This window comes from Sporosarcina sp. D27, assembly GCF_000586555.1.
GTDB lineage: Bacteria > Bacillota > Bacilli > Bacillales_A > Planococcaceae > Sporosarcina.
Genome location: NZ_AZUC01000047.1, coordinates 306972 through 327044, shown reverse-complemented (window position 1 = coordinate 327044; position 20073 = coordinate 306972). Strand labels below are relative to the sequence as shown.

Genomic DNA, 20073 nt, shown 5'->3' with positions numbered 1-20073 from the left:
TATGAAGTTGATGGATGGACTACAGTTTGCAGAGATGGTGAAGATGGGCGCATACCACCTTAAACAAAATGCGGATTATGTGGATTCCCTGAATGTATTCCCAGTTCCTGATGGGGACACTGGAACTAATATGAATTTATCGATGACTTCGGGTGCAAAAGAGACAGAAGCGAACGTTTCTGAACACCTTGGGAAGACTTCACAAGCATTGTCCAAAGGATTATTAATGGGTGCTCGTGGAAATTCTGGTGTAATTTTGTCGCAATTATTCCGTGGTTTTGGAAAATCAGTCGAAGAAAAAGAATCGTTAACCGCAAGTGAATTTGCTGAAGCGCTCCGATATGGTGTGGAAACGGCTTATAAGGCCGTAATGAAGCCCGTGGAAGGCACGATTTTAACTGTTGCAAAAGATGCGGCAGCTGTTGCAGTGAAAACAGCAGCGACGGAAACGGATCTCATTCAGTTAATGGAAGCGGTTCTGAAAGAAGCAAAAGCTTCACTCAAAAGAACACCAGATCTATTGCCAGTCTTGAAAGAGGTAGGCGTTGTAGATAGTGGTGGACAAGGTCTCGTGTACGTTTACGAAGGGTTTTTGGCTTGTCTTAAAGGTGAAGAATTGCCGGAACGTACAGTTGTCCAGTCAATGGACGAACTCGTAAGTGCAGAACACCATCGGAATGTACAAGGTTTCATGGATACTGCTGATATTGAGTTTGGTTATTGTACGGAGTTCATGGTGAGATTTGAAGACGAAAAAACGAAGGATCATCCTTTCGATGAAAATGACTTCAGACTCCAGTTGAATGAAATGGGCGACTCGTTACTTGTCATCTCTGATGAGGAAATTGCGAAAGTACATATCCATACAGAAAACCCAGGGAATGCATTATCTTGCGGTCAACAGTATGGTTCCCTCATCAATATTAAAATAGAGAACATGCGTCAACAGCACATGGACATTGTGGGGGATCAATCAGCACGTAAAAATTCAACTGCAAAGAAAGCCCCTTATGCAATCGTAACGGTTGCAATGGGTGAAGGAATTGCAGAATTGCTAAGAAGTATCGGGGCCTCCTACGTAATTGAAGGCGGTCAAACGATGAACCCTTCTACTGAAGATATTGTCAAGGCGATTCAAGAAGTAGGGGCGGAACGTGTTCTGATCTTGCCGAACAATAAGAATATCGTGTTAGCAGCTGAACAAGCGGCTGAAGTGATTGGAATTGAAGCGGCAGTCGTTCCAACGAAGTCTGTACCTGAAGGGCTCGCAGCCATTTTAACGTTTAACCCTGAAGCAGACGTGACGACGAATGCAAAATCCATGAACGCAGCAGCTTCTGTTGTGAAAACCGGTCAGGTAACTACAGCAGTGAGAGATACTTCGATTGATGGCGTTTCGATCCATACAGATGATTACATGGCCATATCGAACGGGAAAATTACAGTAGCTACACCTTCACTAGAAACGACAATGAAGTCATTGATTGACGATATGATCACAGAAGATGATGAAATCGTAACAGTGATTTACGGTGAAGACGTTTCTGAACAAGATGCAAAACAGATGGTTGCTTATATTGAAGGTCAGTTCGACCACGTCGAAATTGAATTGTATAACGGGAAACAGCCGTTATACCCTTATATTTTGTCAGTGGAATAACGGAACATGAAAAGCGTCACGACTCCTAGTCGTTGACGCTTTTTGTCCGTTTATTAAGTAGTTATGAATTTTGTTTTCTAGCAGCTGTTCGTGTAGAATGGATACTAGGAATATGGGTAAAAGGGGGAGTTATTGTTGAAATTCAGATCTGTTTTTGAAATTATTGGGCCAGTCATGATTGGACCCTCATCATCACATACAGCAGGAGCTGCACGTATTGGGCTTGTAGCGAGAGATTTGTTTGGACGTCAACCAGAATGGGCGACGATTCACTTATATGGTTCGTTCGCAGAGACTTATAAAGGCCATGGAACAGATGTTGCGATTATCGGCGGACTTCTTGGATACGATACATTCGACGAGAGAATCCGCACGGCGTTTGAAGATGCTGAAAGGTTGGGCATGTCTTTTGAATTCATCGCCGAAGAAGAAGAGATGGACCATCCGAATACTGCAAAACTAGTCATCGGAGATAAAGAAGGCGTTATGGAACTCATTGGAATCTCAATTGGTGGGGGCACGATGGAAGTGGTCGAGCTGAATGGTTTTCCACTTCGCTTATCGGGTCATTTCCCAGCATTACTCGTTGTCCATGATGATCGTGCGGGAGTTATTGCTAATGTATCGAACGCAATTGCTGCGCAAGATATGAATATTGCTCATATGGAAGTTGGGCGTAAAGAAAAAGGGAAAATGGCGCTTATGGTCATCGAGGTCGATCAAGTCGTCAATGATGAGCTGATTGAAGAATTGCGTGCACTTCCGAATGTTACACAAGTATCGACATTGGCGAACTAAGGGGGCAGTTAAAATGGATATTTTGTTTTCAAACGTAAAAGAACTTGTCGAGGTTGCTGAAAAAGAGCAACAACCGATTTCAGAGATAATGATCCGTCAAGAAATGTTATTAACGCGTAGATCACGTGAAGATATAGTTGCACAAATGGAAAACAACTTAGCAGTCATGGAGAATTCTGTGGAAGAGGGATTGAAAGGTGTCCACTCTTCATCCGGGTTAACAGGTGGCGATGCAGTTCTTATTCAAAATTACATGAAAACGGGTAAATCTTTATCCGGAGAACTATTGCTCGATGCAGTCAGTAAAGCGGTCGCAACGAATGAAGTGAACGCTGCAATGGGATTGATTTGCGCAACTCCTACTGCGGGTGCTGCAGGAATTGTGCCAGGTACGTTGTTTGCGGTGAAAAACAAATTAAATCCGACACATGAACAGATGGTCAATTATTTATTCACAACTGGTGCATTCGGATTTATCGTAGCGAATAATGCATCCATTTCCGGTGCTGCAGGTGGTTGTCAAGCTGAGACGGGATCTGCTGCATCGATGGCGGCTGCAGCTATTGTTGAAATGGCTGGAGGGACGCCGCAACAAAGTGCGGAAGCCTTTTCGATTGTGATGAAAAATATGCTTGGTCTCGTCTGCGATCCAGTCGCAGGGCTCGTCGAGGTGCCTTGCGTAAAGCGTAATGCAATGGGAGCAGCCAAAGCACTTGTTGGTGCCGACATGGCACTTGCTGGAGTCGTGAGTGTAATTCCGACTGATGAAGTTATTGAAGCCATGCATAAAATCGGTCAATCGATGCCATCTGCTTTGCGTGAAACCGCGAAAGGTGGACTCGCTGCTACCCCTACAGGCAAAGCATTGGAAGCAGAAATATTTGGTAAGGACAAGGAATCACGTGACACGGTCACTAAGTGAGCCCGTTACCTTACTAAAAGGAATTGGCAAGTCAGCTGGCGAGCAGCTGGAAAAGCTAGGTGTCGAAACAATTGAAGAATTAGTTATGATGTTTCCGTACAGGCATGAGGATTTTAGGCTGAAGGACTTGTCTGAAACCCCCCACGCGGAACGCGTAACGATCGAAGGACGGGTGGAGAGTGTTCCATCCGTCCTGTTTACCGGGAAGAAACGTTCTCGTATGCAAGTTCAGTTGTTAGTCGGAAACCATCTTGTTAAAGCTGTATTTTTCAACCAACAATATTTAAAAGACCGACTGAATCCGGGACAAATTGTGACCATTACAGGAAAATGGGATAGAGGTAGGCAGCTCATTAATGTGAGCAATTTTAAAGACGGGCCTAAAATTGAACAGGCAGACTTTGAACCCATTTACAGCTTGAAGGGCGTTGTTAAACAACCGACGTTCCGACGGTGGATGAGGACAGCGCTAGACGTGGTCGTGCAAGAAATTCCAGAAACGTTGCCTATACGATTACTTGACTCTTATAAACTTCCAGGAATAGCGGAAACGCTTGAGATGGTTCACTTTCCGAACAGTCCAGAAGACGTGAAACAGGCACGACGTCGTGTTGTGTATGAGGAGTTGTTGCACTTTCAGTTGAAAATGGCTGCGCTCAAGAAAGTGCGTAAAGCGGCAGGTAAAGGCACTACTATAATGTATGATCTGGAGAAGTTGAAGCAATTCATCTCTAGTCTGCCGTTTGAGCTGACAGGCGCTCAAAAGCGGGTGGTCAATGAGTTATGTGCAGAGATGAAAAGCCCATTACGTATGAACCGTCTGCTTCAAGGAGATGTCGGTTCCGGCAAGACGGTTGTAGCAGCCATTGCGTTATATGCCGCCATCACGGCAGGTTTCCAAGGGGCTCTCATGGCTCCAACAGAAATTTTGGCGGAGCAACATGCAGAGACATTGTCTAGTTGGCTCGAGCCAGTTGGCGTAACGGTCGCGTTCTTGTCTGGATCTACGAAGGGGAAAGCGAGACGTGAAATCATAGCTCGACTTGAAAGTGGAGAAATCGATCTGCTGATTGGTACGCATGCACTTATTCAGCCAGATGTGAACTTCCGTAGGCTTGGTCTGGTCATCACGGATGAGCAACACCGTTTCGGGGTCGAACAGCGTCGAGTTCTTCGTGACAAAGGAGAAAGTCCAGATGTTCTCTTTATGACAGCTACACCAATTCCGAGGACGTTGGCAATTACCGTGTTCGGTGAAATGGATGTTTCTTTGTTGGATGAAATGCCGGCAGGACGAAAAGAGATTGAAACCCACTGGTTGAAAGAAGATTCACTTGCACCTGTTCTCCGTCGAATGGAAAAAGAATTGCAAGCGGGTAGGCAAGCGTATGTCATTTGTCCGCTCATAGAGGAATCGGATACGTTGGACGTTCAGAATGCTGTTGATGTTTTCGGCCAGCTATCGACGTATTTTGCAGGTCGTTTTACAGTGGGGCTCATGCACGGAAGACTGCACTCCGATGAAAAAGATGAGGTCATGCGTGATTTCAGTGAAGGCAAAACTGATTGCTTAGTGTCGACGACTGTTGTCGAAGTAGGGGTAAACGTACCGAATGCGACATTCATGCTAATTTATGACGCGACACGATTCGGTCTTGCTCAGCTCCATCAATTGAGAGGTCGTGTCGGTCGTGGTGCGGATCAATCGTATTGTGTGCTATTAGCAGATCCGAAGACTGAAGAAGGTAAAGAGCGCATGATGACGATGGCTGAAACGAATGATGGTTTTTTATTGGCTGAAAAAGATCTTGAGCTTCGTGGGTCGGGTGACTTTTTCGGGAGGAAGCAAAGTGGATTGCCCGAATTTAAAATGGCTGATTTAATTCATGATTATCGTGCGTTGGAAACAGCTCGGCAAGACGCCGAACAGTTGTTGGAAATGGATTCGTTTTGGACAGATTCTGATTATAAGAGCCTCCGCACAACTGTGGAAGAATCAGGGGTATTGCAAAATGAGCGCATTGATTAACAACTGAATACGGCAACTATATTTAAAAAAGTAGTTGGACAATGAGAACTTTGGAATGCAAAGAGAATGTCTCCTCTTGCATTCTTTTTTTTATCTTTATATACTGTTACTATTACCAAGTGCTAAACGTGAGGAGTGACTATGTTGCGAGTACCTAAAAAAGATCGTCAGCATCAGCTGGCACAGCTGTTGGATGCTACTCCTTTTTTAACGGATGAAGAAATCGCACAGCACTTCAACGTGAGCGTGCAGACCATTCGGCTGGATCGTCTTGAATGTGGAATTCCTGAATTGAGGGAACGCATGAGGACTGCGGCTACTGAAACAATTGCGGATAAAGTAAAAGCGCTGCAACAAGAAGAAGTGATCGGAGAAATCATTGATATCGAAATGGATAGCAAAGCGATATCGATTCTTGATATTACACCACATCATGTGTTCCAAAAAAGTGGTATTGCCCGTGGACACCATTTGTTCGGACAAGCGAATTCACTTGCCGTTGCTGTTCTTGACGATGAGCTCGCACTTACGGCGAAGTCTGTGCTACACTTTGTCAAGCCAGTTAAAGCAGGAGATCGTGTCATAGCTCGAGCTATTGTCCGTGAAAAAAAGGACAAACGGACTCTTGTCGAAGTGACCTCCACAGTTGGAGATGAGACGGTCTTCAGTGGTGAATTTCAAATGTATCGCTCCACTGGAACGAGTCAGGAGGAAGTTGAATGAAAATCGCAGTAGACGCGATGGGTGGCGACCATGCCCCTAAAGAAATCATCGCAGGCGTAATGCAAAGTCTTCAAGAATATAACGATATACATATACAGCTATTTGGCGACGAGGAAAAAATGAAGCCTTATTTAACAGCACATGACCGTTTAACCGTCTATCCTTGTAGCGAGGTCATTACATCGGATGATGAACCTGTAAGAGCGGTCCGACGAAAAAAAGATGCATCTATGGTCCGCATGGCGAAAGCTGTGAATGACGGTGAAGCAGATGCTTGTGTATCAGCAGGAAACACAGGTGCATTGATGGCTGCTGGGTTATTTATCGTCGGTCGAATTGACGGTATTGAAAGGCCTGCTCTTGCACCGACTCTTCCGACGATTGGCGGTGAGGGATTTGTTTTGCTTGATGTTGGAGCGAATGCGGACGCGAAACCGAGTCAACTCGTTCAATATGCAATTATGGGAAGTATTTATGCAGAAAAAGTTCGTGGTATTCAAAATCCGCGAGTTGGCTTGTTGAATATCGGGACAGAAGCAGGAAAAGGTAACGACCTAACAAAAGCTACATACGATGAATTGATGAAAGCACCACTTAACTTTATCGGCAATATTGAGGCCCGTGATTTGTTGACAGGTACCACAGATGTAGCCGTGACGGATGGGTTTACAGGTAATATGGTATTGAAAACGATTGAAGGAACAGCTTCAGGCTTGTTTTCTATGATTAAAGATGTGTTTGCATCTTCCATTAAAACGAAAATCTCTGCAGCACTTGTAAAAGACGATTTGCGTGGCTTGAAAAAGCAAATGGATTATACAGAGTATGGTGGAGCAGGGCTATTCGGTCTGAACGCCCCGGTAATAAAAGCACATGGATCCTCCAATGCAAATGCAGTGAAAAATGCAATCCGTCAGGCACGTATCATGGCGGAACATCACGTGAGTGAAACAATTCGTGAAACCATTAAAAAGGAGGAGACACGATGACAAAGGTAGCGTTTCTATTCCCAGGACAAGGCTCCCAAAAAGTGGGCATGGGTGTTGAATTAGCAGCACAAGATGGAAGTCAGCAATTTTTAGAAACAGCAGATCGCGAATTAGGATTCGGATTAAGCGGATTAATAACAGACGGACCACAGGAAGAATTGACAGTCACATATAATGCTCAACCAGCATTGTTAACTGTTGGGGCAATGATATCTGACCGTTTGAAAGAGGCGGGAATTCAGGCTTCTTATACGGCAGGTCATAGTCTGGGAGAGTATACAGCGCTTTACGCATCAGGGGTTCTTACCTTTGAAGATGCAGTGAAAACGGTGCACAAACGTGGATTATACATGAACGAAGCAATGCCTGCAGGCGAAGGGGCAATGGCAGCGATCCTTGGACTTGAATTAGAAACACTGACTGAGGTGACGAAAGCGGTCACTGCTGAAGGGAATCTAGTTCAGCCAGCAAATCTCAACTGCCCAGGACAAGTTGTTATTTCTGGAACAAAAGCAGGAGTGGATGAGGCGTGTATCCGCTTGAAAGAGGCAGGAGCTAAACGTGCCCTCATGCTTGAGGTTAGTGGTCCGTTCCATTCAGAACTAATGCGTCCAGCAGCAGGGAAACTCGGTGAAGTGCTAGAAAGTATAGATATGAATGAAGCAAAAGTTCCAGTCATCGCTAATGTAACGGCTCAACCCGTAACAGAAAGTAGTGAAGTAAAACGTTTGCTGATCGAACAGTTATCGTCACCTGTCCGATGGGAAGAATCCGTTCGTCAAATGCTTGAATTAGGGGTAACGCAATTCATAGAGTGTGGTCCTGGTAAGGTGTTGAGCGGACTTGTTCGTAAAATAGACAGAAGTGCAACGGTTTGGCCAGTATACGATGAAGAGACACTAAATGCAGTGGTAGAAGCGTCGAAGGAGTGGTCGTAATGGGGAAGTTTGCAGGGAAAACGGCGGTCGTAACAGGTGCGTCTAGAGGGATTGGGCGTGAAGTAGCATTATTACTCGCTCGTGAAGGGGCAAATGTGACGGTTAACTACAGCGGAAGTCAGGAGCGAGCTGAGCAAGTCGTTCAGGAAATCGAAGCAAATGGCGGAAAAGCGATTGCTGTTCAAGCGGATGTGACCTCGTCGGAAAGTGTGAAAGCCCTTATGGATCAAACCCTTGAGACATTCGGGTCGATTGACCTCCTCGTCAATAACGCAGGGATTACGAAAGATAATTTGCTCATGCGTATGAAAGAAGACGAGTGGGACGCGGTTGTCGATACGAATTTAAAAGGTGTTTTCTTATGCACGAAAGCGGTATCTAGACAGATGATGAAGCAACGGTCAGGTCGTATCGTGAATATGGCATCTGTTGTTGGAATTGCAGGTAACCCAGGTCAAGCAAACTATGTAGCTGCGAAGGCTGGCGTAATCGGTCTGACGAAAACGACAGCAAAAGAACTTGCATCTCGTGGAATCACGGTCAATGCAGTAGCACCTGGATTCATCACAACAGATATGACAGATGCATTAGGCGATGACACGAAAAATCAGTTGCTCAGCGGGATTCCATTAGGATCGTTAGGGCGCCCAGAAGATGTCGCAAAAGCCGTTGCTTTCTTCTTATCAAATGATGCGTCCTATGTAACTGGACAAGTATTGAATGTAGATGGCGGTATGGTGATGTAAGATGGGTGCGTTTTTAATCTCATGAATTGGAATTTTTTAACTTGATGCTAGTTGATTGATGGGGAAGGTGGCGACTCCTGAGGGGAATGCGAAGATCGAAGACCCCGCAAGGAGCAACGCGACTGAGGAGGCAGAGATCATGCCCCTCGGAAAGCGTCCACCTGCAACGGAAATCAACGGTGGCCAGAGGCTAGGGGTCTCTTTGGAGTATGAAAACAGGACAAAGAGCGTCCTGTTGTTCAATTCCTCCAGCGCCTGTCGTCCTAAACGGTTGTATCCGCTTTTTACGATCCAGCTCCGGTGGCCAGAGGCTCGGGGTCGCTTCGGAATATGAAAACAGGACAAAGAGCGTCCTGTTGTTCAATTCCTCCAGCGCCTGTCGCCCTAACCGGCTGCATCCGCTTTTTACGATCTAGCTCCGGCAGCCAGGGGCTCGGGGTTGCTTCAGAGAAACCGACAAGGTAAAGAGCACCTTGACGGTTTCTCTTCCAGCACCTGTCGCCCCTAACCAGGCTGCCTACGCTAATCTCTTAATCCAGCTACAGTAGCCAGGGCTCGGGGTCGTTTCGGAAGGAAAAACAGGACAAAGAGCGTCCTGCTGTTTCCTTCCTCCAACGCCCGTCGCCCTAAACGGCTACTTCCGCTTTTTACTTTGAAAGGAGGTGAAATATATTGGCTACAGTCTTAGAGCGTGTTACAAAGGTAGTTGTCGACCGTTTGGGTGTCGATGAAAGCGAAGTGAAACCAGAAGCTTCTTTCACTGATGATCTTGGTGCAGACTCATTGGATGTTGTTGAATTGGTTATGGAACTAGAAGACGAATTCGACATGGAAATTTCTGATGATGATGCTGAAAAAATCAGTACTGTTGGAAGTGCTGTCTCATATATCGAAGAAAAAACTAAATGAGTATAGCACAGAGACTCTTTCGACCCTTCACATAAGGTCGGGAGTGTCTCTTTTCTATTTTGCACTACGCTAGCGGACAGGGTAGAATAAAGAGGAACTTGTTAAAGAAGGGCGGATTTATTGAATGACGACGAATAAAAAAGTTAAAGATAAGCCAGCTAAGACCGTTTTACCAGTAGCGGTTCGGAAAAAGTTTGAGGAACTGCAAGAACGACTTGGAGTTCGCTTTGAGAATGTACTCTTGCTGTACAATGCCTTTACCCATTCATCCTATGTGAATGAGCATCGAGGCAAGAAATTCTCGGACAACGAACGGTTGGAGTTTTTAGGAGATGCTGTGCTTGAACTGGCTGTGTCGCAATATTTGTTTGCAACTGAACCGAACAAAAGTGAAGGAGAGCTGACGAAGTTACGTGCAGCAATTGTTTGTGAACCGTCTCTCGTGACGTTCTCTACCGAACTTAACTTTGGAGATTATATCCTTTTAGGAAAAGGCGAAGAGCTAACTGGCGGACGCACACGACCTGCCCTACTAGCAGATGTGTTCGAAGCATTCATTGGAGCCCTATATCTCGATCAAGGATTTGAAGTGTCAATTGATTTTCTAGAACGTACGGTGTTCCCAAAAATTGGACTTGGAGCTTTTTCGCATGTGATGGATTACAAAAGCCGATTACAAGAAATTGTCCAACAGACAAATCATGGGCAGCTTAACTATCGGATTGTTGAAGAATCAGGTCCTGCACATGCGAAAAAGTTTCTCACGTACGTACAGCTTGGAGATGCAAAACTTGGAGAAGGTATTGGGAGATCGAAAAAAGAAGCTGAACAGGAAGCGGCTCGTCAGGCGATCCAGCAGTTACTGGATGAGCATACGAAAGAGGAGAGCTAAACGTGTTTTTAAAACGTCTTGAAATTATCGGATTTAAATCATTTGCGGAAAAAGTATCCATTGAATTTGTACCTGGTGTCACGGCCGTCGTTGGTCCAAATGGGAGTGGAAAAAGTAATATCATCGATGCTATTCGCTGGGTACTCGGTGAGCAATCTGCCAAATCGTTGCGAGGTGCAAAAATGCAAGATGTTATTTTTGCCGGCAGTGATTCTAGGAAACCTTTGAACTTTGCAGAAGTGACATTGGTTTTAGATAACACAACAGGGCTATTTCCGCTCGATTATACTGAAATCAGTGTAAGTAGACGAGTGTTCCGTTCGGGAGAGAGTTCGTTTCAACTGAACGGGCAGGCATGTCGTCTAAAAGACATTAACGATGTTTTCGTAGACTCGGGTCTAGGGAAAGAAGCATTTTCAATCATCTCACAAGGCCGGGTTGACGAAATCTTGAATAGTCGACCTGAAGACCGGAGAAGCATATTTGACGAAGCTGCAGGCGTCTTGAAATATCGGATGCGTAAAAAGAAAGCAGAATTCAAGCTTATTGAAACAGATGATAATCTGGATCGTATTTTAGATATCTTAAAAGAACTGGATGACCGGATGGAACCGCTCGCTGCGAATGCCCGCGCTGCTGAGCGTCATGGGAAGCTTGTGACTGAACTGAGAGAAGCCGATGTGCGTCTTCTCAATGTTGAGGCATCCTACCTACAAACGGAACTGTTGAATAACAAAACAGTTGTGGAAATTAAGACAAAAAACAAACTTGAACTGGAAAAAGAAGCGAATATCGCTGAGCAACAACTGCAACAAGCTAAATCTTTACTTTCTGTTTTAGATAAAAAGATTTCAGAACTTCAAGAACAGCATGTTGTTTCAAGTTCTGAAGCTGAGAAGTGGGAAGGACGACGACTTCTTTCGCTGGAAAAACAACGCAACGTCAAAGATCGCTCTAAGCGTCTAACAGCGGATTTGGAAAGTTTAAAGCAACTGCTTTTCCAACTGGAAGCGAAAAAAGCAGAACTCACAGAACATAATCATGAAACTGAACTTCAATTATCTAGTAAGACCGAAGAAATGACGTCGATTTCAAAAAAATTGAAACGTTCACTTGCTGAAACTGAACAAGAAATTGAAAATCTTAAATCGACATATATTGAAGTGTTAAACGAAGAAGCCACTGTTCGCAATGAGTTGAAACATATTGAAGAACGTCTCACAGGTGAGCAGTATTCATCGGAAAAGACTGGCAAGCAAACGGAAGCGCTTCGATCTCAACTCAACACACTTCATGAACTGAAAGAACAGCAAACTGCTGAACTTGGCAAGCTTAAGCGAAATATGGAGGAAGCGACGAAACAGGTAGCAACGAATCGAACGCAGCTTAAAAAAACAGAGACCCAGCTTGAAGAAACGAAAACAATGCATCAGCAAGCTGTTAATAAGCGCTACGAACTACAAGGAAGACTTCGCGCTTTAAAGAGTATGGAAGCTGATTTTTCTGGATTTTATTCGGGTGTTAAAGAAGTGCTTGTGGCTAAACAAGCGGGAACACTCCAAGGAATAGAAGGCGCTGTAGCAGAATTGATATCTGTCGATAAAAAATATATCAAAGCTGTAGAGACCGCGCTCGGCGGTGCGATGCAACATATTATCGCGACAACTGAGCGAGATGCAAGAGCTGCCATCGGCTTCTTGAAAAAGAAGAATGCAGGGCGCGCAACGTTCTTGCCGCTCGATGTGATGAAGGCTCGCTTTGTTCCGAAAGATGTTTTATCCAAAGTCAATCATCACCCCGACTTTGTTGGTACAGCTGACCAACTTGTAACAGTGCAATCAGCTTATCGAAATGTTACGGCGAATTTGCTCGGAGCATCCATAGTTGCAAAAACACTGAATGGTGCATCTGAAATCGCTAAACTTTCTGGCTATCGATTCCGAATTGTCACACTCGATGGGGATGTTGTGAATGCTGGAGGTTCACTTACAGGAGGGGGTTCAAAAGTACAATCGACCGTATTCTCCCGTAAAGCTGAACTAGAAACATTAACGAGTCAACTTGATCAGTTGAATCGTTCGATTGGTGCCGCGGAGGAAAAGTTAAGTGCTATCAAACTGACGATTGCTGGTGAGATGCAAAAAGCTTCGGTAGCCGCGCAAAACACGGATGAACTACAGCTCGCGATTACTCGTCTCGACTCAAGTCTTCAAGAGACGACTTTTGAAATCCGAACTGCTGATTCTGAATGGAAAACGATTGAAGCAGGGCGAAAAGGATCCGAGGATACGCGTAGTTCATTGTTTGTGAAACGAGAGGAACTTCAGCTACAGCGTGACCGTTTGACAGCACAGCAACAAGAAATTCAAACTTCAGTTGCTTCTCTAGAACGTCTCGCTGCAGATCGTCGCAACGAAGAGCAAGCACTTCGGGAGCGTTATAGTGAACTGCGGGAGGAAACTGCGATTTTGCGTGAACAAGTGACCAACCGATCGTCTCTTGCAACCTCGGCGGAACAAGAACTCCAAGATGCAAAACGCAAATTTGTTCAAACGGAAGAAGAACTTCAATTTTTGTCAGGTCAAGAAGAAGGAGAAGTTCTAACACCTGAAGAAATTGAACAACGAATAGCTGCAGAGACAAATATTGTAACTGAAGTGAAATCAGAACTACTCGCTAAGCGGACGGAACGGGATCAACTTGCACATTCTTGTGACGAGCAGGAGACCGCACTAAAACAGATTTCTGACCAGATTCGGATGATTTCTTCTGAACTTGGCAATTTGAATGTCGCGTTTTCTAGAAATGAAGTGAAGTTGGAGTCCGTGCTCATCCGTTTGCTTGAAGACTACGGACTTCACCCTGATTATGAAGTTCCTGAAGATTTCAATGCGTCCGATGTGAAATCTCGTGTGGAACAGTTGAAACGAGAGGTTGAATCCTTAGGTCCAGTGAATCCGGGAGCTGTCGAAGAGTACAAAGAAGTGCTCGAAAGACATACTTTCCTTACTGACCAACGAAACGATTTACTTGAAGCGAAAACGACTCTAGAAGAAGCGATGTCAGAAATGGATATGGAAATGAAAACGAGATTCAAGTCCACGTTTGACGCGGTACAACAACGTTTTCGTACCGTTTTCAAGGAAATGTTTGGCGGTGGGGAAGCAGATCTAGTTTTAACAGATCCGGAGAACCTACTCGAAACGGGTGTGGATATCATCGCTCGTCCACCGGGAAAAAAGCTTCAGAATCTGAGCCTTCTTTCAGGAGGAGAACGTGCTTTGACAGCAATTACGTTGTTATTTTCCATTATCGAAGTACGTCCAGTACCATTTTGTATATTGGACGAAGTCGAGGCGGCATTGGATGAAGCAAATGTCATTCGGTATAGCCGTTATTTGAAAAAGTTTTCTGAGGATACTCAGTTCATCGTCATTACTCACCGAAAAGGGACGATGGAAGGAGCCGATGTTTTGTACGGAATTACGATGCAAGAATCTGGCGTATCCCGACTCATATCAGTAAAAATGTCCGAGGTTCCGGAAACTGCGTTAAGCACACGATAATTTTATAAAGGAATGTGAGAATGATGTCTTTTTTTAAGAAAATGAAAGAAAAAATCACAGGCACGAATGATTCAGTAACGGGTAAATTCAAAGAGGGGTTAACTAAAACTCGCGATTCATTCACGTCTAAAGTGAATGATTTGGTTGCCCGTTTCCGTGAAATCGATGAAGAGTTTTTCGAGGAATTAGAAGAGGTCTTGCTACAAGCGGATGTTGGATATGAAACAGTAATGGAATTGATCGACCTACTGAAGGTTGAAGTTCAACGTAAGAATATTAAAGATACAGCTGGAATTCAAACGGTTATCTCTGAAAAACTTGTTGAAATCTATAATTCTCAAGGTGAAAGTGACAACAGCTTAGATATCCAAGAAGACGGAATCACAGTCCTGCTCATGGTAGGAGTAAATGGCGTAGGAAAAACTACGACAATTGGTAAACTAGCTTCCCGCTTGAAAGCTGAAGGAAAGACCGTCATGCTTGCAGCGGGTGATACATTCCGCGCCGGAGCTATTGACCAACTTGTTGTTTGGGGAGAACGTGCTGGGGTTGAAGTGATTCGGCAGTCTGAAGGATCGGATCCTGCTGCTGTTATGTTTGATGCCGTTAGTGCTGCAAAAAAACGCAATGTTGATGTCCTGATTTGCGATACAGCTGGTCGTTTACAAAACAAAGTGAACTTGATGAATGAATTGCAAAAAGTTCACCGCGTCATAGATCGAGAAATTCCAGGTGCTCCTCATGAAGTGCTACTCGCACTTGATGCGACAACTGGGCAAAATGCATTAATCCAAGCTGAAACGTTTAAAGAAGCTACAAACGTGACAGGGATTGTTCTTACAAAGCTTGATGGAACTGCAAAAGGTGGTATCGTTCTAGCAATCCGTAACAAGTTGAACATCCCTGTTAAGTTTGTAGGGTTAGGTGAAGGTATAGATGATTTACAGCCTTTCGACCCTGAGAAGTATGTGTACGGTCTTTTTGCTGACGGACTGGAATTAGAGGCCGATCAGGAAGTTGAAGACAAGTAAAATACCTTGACGGAGAATGAGGTAAGGGCTACTATTAAGAGAAGGTCTGAGGAGGAATTGTGCATGCTAGAGAAAACAACCCGTGTTAACTTCCTCTTTGATTTTTACCAATCGCTGTTGACTGATAAGCAGCGAATTTATATGGAACTGTATTACCTCGATGATTTGTCATTAGGCGAAATTGCGGAGGAGTACGAAGTGTCCAGACAAGCTGTCTATGATAATGTCCGCAGAACAGAAGCGATGCTTGAAGACTATGAAGCAAAACTTTCGTTGTTCAATAAATTTCAAGAACGCTCAGAGTTAATCGAGCAGATCGAACAGCGACTTTCCACTGAAAAAGCGCTGACAGATGAAGTGCAAATTTTATTACAACAAATTAAAGAACACGACTAGGGGGGCTCTATGCATGGCTTTTGAAGGATTAGCGCAGCGCCTGCAAGGGACGCTTCAGAAAATCACAGGCAAGGGTAAAATTAGTGAAGCTGATGTAAAAGAAATGATGAGAGAAGTCCGCTTTGCATTAATCGAAGCGGATGTCAATTTGAAAGTCGTAAAAGAGTTTGTAAAGACAGTAAGTGAGCGTTCGGTTGGTCAAGACGTCATGAAGAGTCTGACGCCGGGGCAACAAGTCGTGAAAATTGTAAAAGATGAACTCACAAAGTTGATGGGAGAAGAGCAAACAGCTATTCAGTTTGCTCGTAAGTCTCCAACTGTCATTATGATGGTTGGTTTACAAGGTGCCGGTAAAACAACGACATCTGGGAAACTTGCAAATTCGTTGCGAAAGCGGAACAACAAATCTCCATTACTCGTCGCAGCAGACGTTTATCGTCCTGCAGCAATCCAGCAGTTGGAAACGATAGGGAAGCAATTGACGATTCCTGTTTTTTCTATGGGGACAGATATCTCACCCGTGGAAATTGTTCGCCAAGCATTCAAAAAAGCAGATGAGGATCACAATGACGTTGTAATTATTGATACGGCAGGACGATTGCACATTGATGAAACTCTTATGCAAGAGTTGAAAGATATTCGTGAACTTTCATCGCCTGATGAGGTATTCCTCGTTGTAGACGCTATGACTGGTCAAGATGCAGTAAACGTAGCAAAAAACTTTGATGATGCGATTGGTATTACAGGTGTCGCTCTTACAAAGCTTGATGGAGATACACGTGGTGGTGCAGCACTTTCAATTCGTTCAGTTACTCAAAAGCCCATCAAATATGTCGGTATGGGTGAAAAAATGGATGCGCTTGAGCCGTTCCATCCTGAACGTATGGCCTCACGGATTCTTGGCATGGGTGATGTGATGTCTCTCATTGAAAAAGCTCAGGAAAATGTCGATGAAGACAAAGCGAAAGAACTTGAACAAAAGCTTCGCACACAAACCTTTACTTTGGATGATTTCCTAGACCAGTTGCAACAAGTGAAGCAAATGGGGCCACTTGACGAGATTTTGAAAATGATGCCAGGTTTTAATAAAATCAAAGGCCTCGACAATGCCAAAGTCGATGAGAGCCAAATGGGGAAAGTGGAAGCAGTCATCTATTCGATGACAACGCAAGAACGCACTACCCCTGAGATGATTAACGCAAGTCGTAAAAAAAGAATTGCAAAAGGATCAGGCACTTCGATCCAGGAGGTCAACCGATTACTGAAGCAGTTTGAAGAAATGAAAAAGATGGTCAAGCAGATGACCGGGGCACAACAACGTGGTAAAAAGAAGATGAAAATGCCGGGAATGGATGCTTTTTTTAAGTAATTCCATTCAAAAAACAAGGTGTTAAGAAAAAACACTTTACAAACAACAAAAAGCTTGATAATATACTATCTTGTGTGAAACTATTCGGAGGTGCAACTAAAAATGTCAGTAAAAATTCGTCTTAAACGTATGGGTGCAAAGAAATCACCTTTCTATCGTATCGTAGTAGCAGATTCACGAGCTCCTCGTGATGGCCGTCAAATCGAAACAGTTGGAACTTACAACCCGCTTACAAAGCCGGCTGAAGTGAAAATTGACGAAGCAAAAGTTTTGGATTGGATGCAGAAAGGCGCTAAGCCATCTGATACAGTTCGTAACTTGTTGTCAGAACAAGGCATCATGGAGAAATTCCATAACGTAAAACTTAGCAAGTAATCAGGAGGTGCGCTGATGGAGCAGCTGATTAAGACAATCGTAAAACCGTTAGTCGATTATCCCGAAGCGATTCACGTCGAACAGGATGAGCAAACGAATCGGGTTGCCTACAAACTTTCTGTCCACCCTGAAGATATGGGGAAGATCATTGGAAAGCAAGGACGTGTCGCAGATGCGATACGGACAATTGTTACATCAGCTGCAGGCAGCCACCGAGGTAAACGAGTTTACCTTGATATCGTTGACTAACACTGCGTAAAGGGAGGAGCCTCGGTTCCTCTCTTTTTCTATATCAATGAATTTTTAACACCCTATAAATGAACAAAGGAAGTGAATGAACCATGCAATGGTTTAACGTCGGGCAACTCGTCAATACGCACGGAGTACAAGGTGAAGTTCGTGTCACACCTCGGACAGACTTTCCTGAAGAGCGCTTTGCAGTCGGTAGTGAACTATCCCTGTTCATGCCAAACGAAACTACACCGATAAAGCTCAAAATCTCTGGATCCCGCCGTCACAAAAATTTCTACTTGCTCACTTTTGAAAATCACTTCAACCTTAGCCATGTAGAAAAATACAAAACCGGGATGCTGAAAATATCAGAGAAACAACTTGGTGAACTCGAGGAAAACGAATTCTATTATCACGAAATTATAGGATGCGATGTTGTCACTCTCGAAGGGGACTCAATCGGCACCGTTACAGACATATTAGAAACCGGCGCAAACGATGTGTGGACAGTTACACCAGCTCAAGGGAAACCCCACTACATTCCTTATATTGAAGAGATCGTCAAAGAAATCGATATCAAAAATAAGAAAATTACGATTGAGGTCATGGAAGGGCTTCTTTCATGATGAACATCAATATTCTCTCGTTGTTTCCAGAAATGTTCGAAGGGGTCCTCCATACTTCGATTCTGAAGAAAGCCCAAGAGAACAAAGCTGTCTCATTTTCAGTTACTGATTTCCGAAACTACTCCGAGAATAAGCATCACAAAGTGGATGATTATCCGTATGGTGGTGGTGCGGGGATGGTATTGAAGCCAGAACCGCTCTTCAATGCGGTTGAAGCTGTCACAAAGGATGCTACAAAGCCGCCTCGAGTCATTCTGATGTGTCCCCAGGGAGAACGTTTCACCCAGGCTAAAGCTGAGGAGCTGGCGTTAGAGGAGAACCTTGTTTTCATCTGTGGCCATTATGAAGGATATGATGAGAGGATTCGCGAACATCTTGTGACAGACGAACTCTCACTCGGAGATTTTGTATTAACTGGCGGTGAAATTGCATCGATGGCGATTATTGATAGCGTCGTGCGCTTGCTTCCGGGAGTGCTAGGGAATAATGTTTCTTCCGTGGAAGATTCTTTTTCAACTGGAATGCTTGAGCATCCGCACTATACACGTCCAGCTACCTATAAAGGTCTTTCTGTGCCAGATGTTTTACTATCGGGCAACCATGGTGAAATTGACAAGTGGCGTACGGAGCAATCACTTAAACGTACACTCGAACGTCGCCCTGATTTGTTAGACAACATGTCGTTGTCTCCTGAACAAGAAAAGATATTGAAGCGACTGAAATCTAACCGGTGAATGTTGCACACAACTACGGTTTATGCTAATATGATATACGTGCTTCTATGTAAGCACATACTTAACTGATGTTCCGCTGCGGTCTTTCATCGCAAGAGCCTCTAAGGATAGGAGAGAAAAAATCATGCAACAACTAATTGCAGATATTACAAAAGATCAGCTTAAAAGCGATCTACCGGCATTCCGTCCGGGAGACACAGTGCGTTTGCACGTAAAAATCGTTGAAGGAACGCGCGAGCGTATTCAGCTATTTGAAGGTGTCGTTATTAAGCGTCGTGGAGGCGGAATCAGTGAGTCATTCACAGTTCGCAAAATCTCTAACGGTGTTGGCGTGGAGCGTACATTCCCTGTACACACACCAAAAATCGCAAAATTAGAAGTCACTCGTCGTGGTAAAGTACGTCGTGCGAAGTTGTACTACCTTCGCAACCTACGCGGAAAAGCTGCACGTATCAAAGAACTTCGATAAGCATAGAAAGATCAGGAGACCGTTTATACGGCCTCCTTTCTTTTTGCCTCTAAGTCGAATTGAAGGTACAATAGGTTTAATAGACTACAGGGGGCATTGGCATGGATGAAAAGAAAAAGAAAAATGAAACCTATGAATGGGTGAAAGCGCTACTTATTGCATTTGGAATTGCAGCGGTCATTCGTGTTTTTCTCTTCACGCCGATTGTTGTAGATGGAGTATCCATGATGCCAACACTGGAAGACGGCGACAAAATGATTGTGAACAAAATCAGTTATTCGATTGGCAAGCCTGATCGTTTCGATATAGTTGTATTCCATGCACCTGAACAGAAAGATTATATTAAACGCGTCATTGGACTACCTGGTGATACCGTGGAGTATAAAGATGATGTTCTTTATATAAATGATCAAGCGTATCCAGAACCTTATCTGGATGCATATAAAAAAGAAATTACAGAAGGCACACTAACTGAAGACTTTACGTTGGAAGAGAAGATTCAACAGCAAACCGTTCCTGAAGGGCATGTGTTTGTAATGGGGGATAATCGAAGAAAAAGTAATGACTCACGGCATATTGGTGCCGTTGATATTGATGAAATTATAGGTACAACAAAATTTGTTTTCTGGCCGATGGATGATATCGGACTAGTGGATTGAGAAAGTAGGGG

The 20073-nt window shown here is 44.2% G+C and carries 20 protein-coding genes; all 20 read left to right on the top strand.

Features of this window, described 5'->3' with window-relative positions; all coding sequences use genetic code 11:
- The first annotated feature begins 1 nt into the window (after position 1).
- The 20 genes from N693_RS0112225 to lepB all read left to right on the top strand — a co-directional run bounded on the left by N693_RS0112225 (position 2) and on the right by lepB (position 20062).
- Positions 2-1660 carry a DAK2 domain-containing protein gene (locus tag N693_RS0112225; RefSeq protein ID WP_025785099.1) on the top strand — a complete coding sequence of 553 codons (1659 nt, stop codon included), beginning with the start codon at positions 2-4 and terminating at the stop codon, positions 1658-1660.
- A 135-nt stretch (positions 1661-1795) separates the two neighbouring features.
- Positions 1796-2458, top strand: coding sequence for an L-serine ammonia-lyase, iron-sulfur-dependent subunit beta (gene sdaAB / locus N693_RS0112220; RefSeq protein WP_025785098.1), 663 nt, complete (start codon positions 1796-1798; stop codon positions 2456-2458).
- A gap of 13 nt (positions 2459-2471) precedes the next feature.
- On the top strand, positions 2472-3380 hold the full coding sequence (gene sdaAA, locus N693_RS0112215) for an L-serine ammonia-lyase, iron-sulfur-dependent, subunit alpha (RefSeq protein ID WP_025785097.1): 909 nt from the start codon (positions 2472-2474) through the stop codon (positions 3378-3380).
- Entirely contained in the window at positions 3361-5409 is a 2049-nt protein-coding gene (gene recG, locus N693_RS0112210) for an ATP-dependent DNA helicase RecG (RefSeq protein ID WP_025785096.1), read from the top strand. The genes sdaAA and recG overlap by 20 nt, the downstream gene beginning before the upstream one ends.
- Positions 5410-5553: 144 nt before the next feature.
- The gene (gene fapR, locus N693_RS0112205) at positions 5554-6132 is read left to right on the top strand and encodes a transcription factor FapR (RefSeq protein WP_025785095.1); all 579 of its coding nucleotides are present in this window, start codon (positions 5554-5556) and stop codon (positions 6130-6132) included.
- Positions 6129-7121: a phosphate acyltransferase PlsX gene (plsX, locus tag N693_RS0112200; protein WP_025785094.1), complete on the top strand. Its 993-nt coding sequence runs from the start codon at positions 6129-6131 to the stop codon at positions 7119-7121. Before fapR ends, plsX begins: the two co-directional genes overlap by 4 nt.
- Complete coding sequence (gene fabD, locus N693_RS0112195) at positions 7118-8059, top strand: ACP S-malonyltransferase (RefSeq protein WP_025785093.1); 942 nt, start codon at positions 7118-7120, stop codon at positions 8057-8059. Before plsX ends, fabD begins: the two co-directional genes overlap by 4 nt.
- Complete coding sequence (gene fabG / locus N693_RS0112190; RefSeq protein WP_025785091.1) at positions 8059-8805, top strand: 3-oxoacyl-[acyl-carrier-protein] reductase; 747 nt, start codon at positions 8059-8061, stop codon at positions 8803-8805. The genes fabD and fabG overlap by 1 nt, the downstream gene beginning before the upstream one ends.
- A gap of 672 nt (positions 8806-9477) precedes the next feature.
- Complete coding sequence (locus N693_RS0112180) at positions 9478-9714, top strand: acyl carrier protein (protein WP_025785086.1); 237 nt, start codon at positions 9478-9480, stop codon at positions 9712-9714.
- Positions 9715-9838: 124 nt separating this feature from the next.
- On the top strand, positions 9839-10606 hold the full coding sequence (gene rnc, locus N693_RS0112175; RefSeq protein WP_025785084.1) for a ribonuclease III: 768 nt from the start codon (positions 9839-9841) through the stop codon (positions 10604-10606).
- 2 nt (positions 10607-10608) lie between these two features.
- Entirely contained in the window at positions 10609-14172 is a 3564-nt protein-coding gene (smc, locus tag N693_RS0112170) for a chromosome segregation protein SMC (protein WP_025785082.1), read from the top strand.
- 23 nt (positions 14173-14195) lie between these two features.
- Positions 14196-15203 (top strand): signal recognition particle-docking protein FtsY, encoded by a 1008-nt coding sequence (gene ftsY / locus N693_RS0112165; protein ID WP_025785081.1) that lies wholly within the window; start codon positions 14196-14198, stop codon positions 15201-15203.
- Positions 15204-15266: 63 nt separating this feature from the next.
- Entirely contained in the window at positions 15267-15599 is a 333-nt protein-coding gene (locus tag N693_RS0112160; protein WP_025785080.1) for a putative DNA-binding protein, read from the top strand.
- A gap of 13 nt (positions 15600-15612) precedes the next feature.
- Positions 15613-16968, top strand: coding sequence for a signal recognition particle protein (ffh, locus tag N693_RS0112155; protein WP_025785078.1), 1356 nt, complete (start codon positions 15613-15615; stop codon positions 16966-16968).
- Positions 16969-17070: 102 nt separating this feature from the next.
- On the top strand, positions 17071-17343 hold the full coding sequence (rpsP, locus tag N693_RS0112150) for a 30S ribosomal protein S16 (protein WP_025785075.1): 273 nt from the start codon (positions 17071-17073) through the stop codon (positions 17341-17343).
- Between the two features lie 15 nt (positions 17344-17358).
- Positions 17359-17592 carry a KH domain-containing protein gene (locus tag N693_RS0112145; protein WP_025785073.1) on the top strand — a complete coding sequence of 78 codons (234 nt, stop codon included), beginning with the start codon at positions 17359-17361 and terminating at the stop codon, positions 17590-17592.
- A gap of 92 nt (positions 17593-17684) precedes the next feature.
- Positions 17685-18200 (top strand): ribosome maturation factor RimM, encoded by a 516-nt coding sequence (rimM, locus tag N693_RS0112140; RefSeq protein ID WP_025785072.1) that lies wholly within the window; start codon positions 17685-17687, stop codon positions 18198-18200.
- The gene (trmD, locus tag N693_RS0112135) at positions 18200-18934 is read left to right on the top strand and encodes a tRNA (guanosine(37)-N1)-methyltransferase TrmD (protein ID WP_025785071.1); all 735 of its coding nucleotides are present in this window, start codon (positions 18200-18202) and stop codon (positions 18932-18934) included. Before rimM ends, trmD begins: the two co-directional genes overlap by 1 nt.
- A 124-nt stretch (positions 18935-19058) precedes the next feature.
- Positions 19059-19403, top strand: a complete 345-nt coding sequence (gene rplS, locus N693_RS0112130; RefSeq protein ID WP_025785070.1) for a 50S ribosomal protein L19 — start codon at positions 19059-19061, stop codon at positions 19401-19403.
- Positions 19404-19504: 101 nt separating this feature from the next.
- On the top strand, positions 19505-20062 hold the full coding sequence (gene lepB / locus N693_RS0112125) for a signal peptidase I (protein WP_025785069.1): 558 nt from the start codon (positions 19505-19507) through the stop codon (positions 20060-20062).
- The last annotated feature ends 11 nt before the right edge of the window (positions 20063-20073 follow it).

Coding starts and splice junctions, on each gene's coding strand:
- N693_RS0112225 (WP_025785099.1), top strand. CDS start 2: ATGAAGTTGATGGATGGACTACAGTTTGCAGAGATGGTGAAGATGGGC.
- sdaAA (WP_025785097.1), top strand. CDS start 2,472: ATGGATATTTTGTTTTCAAACGTAAAAGAACTTGTCGAGGTTGCTGAA.
- plsX (WP_025785094.1), top strand. CDS start 6,129: ATGAAAATCGCAGTAGACGCGATGGGTGGCGACCATGCCCCTAAAGAA.
- fabD (WP_025785093.1), top strand. CDS start 7,118: ATGACAAAGGTAGCGTTTCTATTCCCAGGACAAGGCTCCCAAAAAGTG.
- fabG (WP_025785091.1), top strand. CDS start 8,059: ATGGGGAAGTTTGCAGGGAAAACGGCGGTCGTAACAGGTGCGTCTAGA.
- rnc (WP_025785084.1), top strand. CDS start 9,839: ATGACGACGAATAAAAAAGTTAAAGATAAGCCAGCTAAGACCGTTTTA.
- ftsY (WP_025785081.1), top strand. CDS start 14,196: ATGTCTTTTTTTAAGAAAATGAAAGAAAAAATCACAGGCACGAATGAT.
- N693_RS0112160 (WP_025785080.1), top strand. CDS start 15,267: ATGCTAGAGAAAACAACCCGTGTTAACTTCCTCTTTGATTTTTACCAA.
- ffh (WP_025785078.1), top strand. CDS start 15,613: ATGGCTTTTGAAGGATTAGCGCAGCGCCTGCAAGGGACGCTTCAGAAA.
- rpsP (WP_025785075.1), top strand. CDS start 17,071: ATGTCAGTAAAAATTCGTCTTAAACGTATGGGTGCAAAGAAATCACCT.
- N693_RS0112145 (WP_025785073.1), top strand. CDS start 17,359: ATGGAGCAGCTGATTAAGACAATCGTAAAACCGTTAGTCGATTATCCC.
- rimM (WP_025785072.1), top strand. CDS start 17,685: ATGCAATGGTTTAACGTCGGGCAACTCGTCAATACGCACGGAGTACAA.
- trmD (WP_025785071.1), top strand. CDS start 18,200: ATGAACATCAATATTCTCTCGTTGTTTCCAGAAATGTTCGAAGGGGTC.
- rplS (WP_025785070.1), top strand. CDS start 19,059: ATGCAACAACTAATTGCAGATATTACAAAAGATCAGCTTAAAAGCGAT.
- lepB (WP_025785069.1), top strand. CDS start 19,505: ATGGATGAAAAGAAAAAGAAAAATGAAACCTATGAATGGGTGAAAGCG.